This is a genomic window from Blastomonas sp. (assembly GCF_041747255.1).
Classification (GTDB): Bacteria; Pseudomonadota; Alphaproteobacteria; order Sphingomonadales; family Sphingomonadaceae; genus Blastomonas.
In genome coordinates, this window is sequence record NZ_JBGTFM010000070.1 from 1 (window position 1) to 4,135 (window position 4,135).

The following is a 4,135-nucleotide window of genomic DNA, read 5'->3' on the forward strand; positions in this document are numbered from 1 at the left end:
GCGCCGGTGCTGCAACGGGTGGCCGCCGCGCGTGGCGTCGCGATGCCGATTGTCGATACTGTGTGCGCGCTGCTCGCCGGGGATGTCGCGGCGGGCGACGCGGTGGCGTCTCTGCTTTCACGGCCGCTGCGGGCGGAGTGACTTGCGCCCACATCCACGCACGCTCAGCCTGAGCGGAGGTGAGCCGGCACAGCAACTACTTACTCTCCCTCGCTAGAATCGGCGCCAATTCGGCCTCATAATCGGGGTAGCGTGGGCTCCACCCAAGCACGCGCTGCGCCTTGCCGTTCGCGACCTTGCGGTTCTCCGCATAAATGCTGCGCGCCATGGCGGACAGGTCGGTCGCACCGAGCAATGGTGATCGAGCGGGCGAAGGCGGAGCCCGATCGACGATGAACCCAGCGGCGATCATCGGCCAAAGTCTCATTGTTCTTTCTGATGCGACGAAGATCGCTTACCGGTTTTTTAACTTGCGCGGCGCATAGACATATCATGCCTTGCCCGCGATGCCTGCGCAGCTGTGGGCAGCCTCAAATGCGGAGCTTCACCGATGCTGTCTGACAAGAAACCCGAAGTCTGCGTGCTGGGGCTGGGCTATATCGGCCTGCCGACAGCCGCGATCATCGCCCGGTCGGGATGCCGGGTGTTGGGTGTCGACGTCAGCGAACACGTCGTGCAGACCATCGCCGAAGGTCGTATCCACATTGAGGAGGTCGATTTGGATGGGCTGGTCCAGGGGGTGGTCGGGCGCGGCATGCTGCGCACCTCGCTCAGCATTGAGCCTGCCGACATCTTCGTGATCGCGGTGCCCACACCGTTTGACGACCAGCACGCGCCCGATATCAGCTACGTTTTGCAAGCCGCGAGCAATATTGCTGCGGTCGTCAAGCCCGGTGACTGCATCATCCTCGAATCGACATCACCCGTTGGCACGACCGAGCAGATGCGTGATCTGATTGCCCGGCTGCGTCCAGATCTGAAAATCCCCGGCCTCACCGGCGACATCCCCGATATTGCGATTGCCTATTGCCCCGAACGCGTCCTGCCCGGGCGCATCCTTGAGGAACTGACCAACAACGATCGTTCGATCGGCGGCATCACCCCGCGCTGCGCGCGCAAGGCACTGGGGTTTTACAAGCGCTTCGTGCGCGGTGAATGCGTGACCACCGATGCGCGTTCGGCCGAAATGACCAAGCTGGTCGAGAACGCATTTCGCGATGTCAACATCGCCTTTGCCAACGAGCTGTCGATCGTCGCAGACAAGATGGGGCTAGATGTGTGGGAGGTTATCCGCCTAGCCAACCGCCACCCGCGGGTCAACATCCTGCAGCCCGGCCCCGGCGTCGGCGGCCATTGCATTGCGGTAGACCCTTGGTTCATCATCCATGGGGCGCCTGATGAAACACCCCTGATCCGCACCGCGCGCGGCGTCAACGATGGCAAGATTGCCCATGTGCTGGCCAAGGCCGGCGCGATGATCGAGGCGCACAAGCCGTCACGCGTCGCCTGCCTTGGCCTCGCATTCAAGGCGAACATTGACGATTTCCGGGAAAGCCCAGCAAACAAAGTGGCTCTGGCGCTGGCGCAGCGGTTTGGCAGCCGGATTGCGATCGTTGAACCCTTTGCGGAGCAGCTGCCTGCCTCCTATGCTGATCTGGACAGCAGCCTGATTGATCTGGATGACGCCATCGAAAGCTGTGACATGTTCATCGTGCTGGTCGATCACGATGTGTTCAAGTCGATCCCGCTGGCCGAGCGTGCCGGCAAGATTGTTTACGACACGCGCGGCATCTGGCCCGATCAACCCGCCGCGTCACCGACCCCCGGACATTTGCGCCTGGTCGGCTGACCGGCTAGGGCGGCTGGCATGGCAATTCTGGTTACAGGCGCAGCCGGGTTCATCGGCCATGCAACCACGCGGGCACTGCTGGCGCGCGGCGAGCATGTCATCGGCATCGACAACCTCAACCCCTATTACGACCCGGCATTGAAGCACGCGCGGCTTGCGGACCTGGCCCAGCTCAACCATGGCCGCTTCAATTTCCATGCGCTCGATTTTGCCGATCATGAAGCGCTTGATGCGGTGCTGGGACCTCATGATATCGACCGGATCGTGCATCTGGGGGCGCAGGCAGGCGTGCGCTACAGCATCGACAACCCCCGTGCCTATGTGCAGTCCAATCTGGTGGGGCATCTCAACCTGCTTGAACTGGCGCGGCATCGGCAGGTAGCGCATTGCGTCTATGCGTCGTCTTCGTCGGTCTACGGCAATACCGCCATCAGCCCGTTCAGTGTCGATGCCCGGGTTGATCACCCGGTCTCGCTCTATGCCGCGACCAAAAAGGCGGATGAACTCATGAGCGAGACCTACGCGCATCTCTACCGCGTGCCGCTCACGGGGTTGCGCTTCTTCACCGTCTACGGCCCATGGGGACGGCCCGATATGGCGCTGTGGACATTCACCGCTGCCATTTTGCAGGGCAAGCCCATTGACGTTTACAATCATGGCGATATGCGCCGCGATTTCACCTACATCGATGATATCGTTGCCGGGGTGATCGCCGCGCTCCACCACCCGCCAGCCGACGATGGCAAGTCCAAGCCGGGGGGCAGCATCAGCCCGCATACTATCTACAATATCGGCAACAACCAGCCCGAAACCCTCTCACGGATGATCGAGGTGCTAGAGGCCGCGTGCGGCAATCCCGCGATTCGCAACCTCCTGCCGATGCAGCCCGGCGATGTCTATGAAACATATGCCGATATCAATGCGATCGCCCATGATCTGGGATATGCACCATCCACCTCAATCGACACCGGCATACCCCGATTTGTTACCTGGTATCGCGAATACACCTGCTGATCCGCATCGCATTTGACCTCATTGGTCAGCCCGCATAGAGGGGCGATATGTCGTGGTGACTCCGGAGCAATACGTTTATGAAAATCGCGATGATCGGTTCAGGTTATGTTGGCCTGGTGTCTGGCGCATGTTTTGCAGATTTTGGCCACGACGTCGTGTGTGTGGATGTTGATGAGCGCAAGATTGACGCCTTGCTGGCTGGCATCATGCCGATCTACGAGCCCGGTCTGGAAGGCCTTGTCGCGGCCAATGTGAAGGCCGAGCGGCTGTCGTTTTCCACCGATCTGCCCAGCAGCGTGGCTGATGCCGATGCGGTGTTCATTGCAGTGGGCACCCCGTCTCGGCGCGGCGACGGCTTTGCTGATCTGAGCTATGTGCGCGAAGCCGCAAAGCAGATCGGCGAATCAATCCGCAAACGCTGTGTCATCGTGACCAAATCAACCGTGCCGGTGGGCACCGGGGACGAAGTGGAAAAGATCATCCGCCAGATCGCGCCGAGTTGCGATTTTGAGGTCGTATCAAACCCCGAGTTTTTGCGCGAAGGCGCGGCCATTGGCGATTTCAAGCGCCCTGACCGGATCGTGGTGGGCACCGAGGTCGAGTGGGCGCGCGAATATATGCGCGAAATCTACCGGCCACTGTTCCTCAACGAATCGCCGATCCTGTTCACCTCACGGCGCACGTCTGAGGTGATCAAATATGCCGCCAACGCGTTCCTCGCGACCAAGATCACCTTCATCAACGAAATGGCCGACCTTTGTGAAAAGGTGGGTGCCAATGTTCAGGATGTCTCGCGCGGGATCGGCCTTGACGGCCGCATCGGAGCGAAGTTCCTTCACGCTGGCCCCGGCTATGGCGGCAGCTGCTTCCCCAAGGACACCTTGGCGCTGATGAAAACCGCGCAGGACCATGAAGCGCCGCTGCAGATTGTCGAGGCGGTGGTGCGCGTCAACGACCTGCGCAAGCGGGCGATGGCACGCAAGGTGATCAACGCCATGGGTGGGTCTGTCGATGGCAAGCGTATTGCCCTGCTCGGCCTGACATTCAAGCCCAACACCGATGACATGCGCGATGCCCCCGCCATCGTTATCGCGCAGGGGCTTATCGATGCCGGCGCCGAGGTTGTTGCCTATGATCCCGAAGGAATGAAGGCCGCCGCCGATCTGATGCCCGGCGTCACTATGGCTGAAGGCACCTACCAGGCGCTTGAGGGGGCTGATGCGGCGGTGATCGTCACCGAATGGGACGTGTTCCGTGCGCTCAACCTGCCGC

At 61.1% G+C, this 4,135-nt stretch carries 4 protein-coding genes; 3 read left to right on the forward strand and 1 reads right to left on the reverse strand.

Going from position 1 to position 4,135, the window contains the following annotated elements; translation table 11 throughout:
- Window positions 1-196: 196 nt before the first annotated feature.
- Window positions 197-427: a hypothetical protein gene (locus ACEW8G_RS02640; RefSeq protein ID WP_373486895.1), complete on the reverse strand. Its 231-nt coding sequence runs from the start codon at window positions 425-427 to the stop codon at window positions 197-199.
- A 123-nt stretch (window positions 428-550) separates the two neighbouring features.
- On the opposite strand from ACEW8G_RS02640, the gene wecC reads away from it, so the two are divergent.
- From wecC to ACEW8G_RS02655, 3 genes are all read left to right on the forward strand, one after another.
- Complete coding sequence (wecC, locus tag ACEW8G_RS02645; protein ID WP_373486896.1) at window positions 551-1,849, forward strand: UDP-N-acetyl-D-mannosamine dehydrogenase; 1,299 nt, start codon at window positions 551-553, stop codon at window positions 1,847-1,849.
- A gap of 18 nt (window positions 1,850-1,867) precedes the next feature.
- Entirely contained in the window at window positions 1,868-2,863 is a 996-nt protein-coding gene (locus tag ACEW8G_RS02650; protein ID WP_373486897.1) for an NAD-dependent epimerase/dehydratase family protein, read from the forward strand.
- A 77-nt stretch (window positions 2,864-2,940) separates the two neighbouring features.
- On the forward strand, window positions 2,941-4,135 hold a 1,195-nt coding region (locus tag ACEW8G_RS02655), incomplete at its 3' end, for a UDP-glucose/GDP-mannose dehydrogenase family protein (protein WP_373486898.1).

What these genes read in the sequence shown, in the direction of transcription:
- ACEW8G_RS02640 (WP_373486895.1), bottom strand. Translation starts at nt 427, where the DNA reads ATGAGACTTTGGCCGATGATCGCCGCTGGGTTCATCGTCGATCGGGCT.
- wecC (WP_373486896.1), top strand. Translation starts at nt 551, where the DNA reads ATGCTGTCTGACAAGAAACCCGAAGTCTGCGTGCTGGGGCTGGGCTAT.
- ACEW8G_RS02650 (WP_373486897.1), top strand. Translation starts at nt 1,868, where the DNA reads ATGGCAATTCTGGTTACAGGCGCAGCCGGGTTCATCGGCCATGCAACC.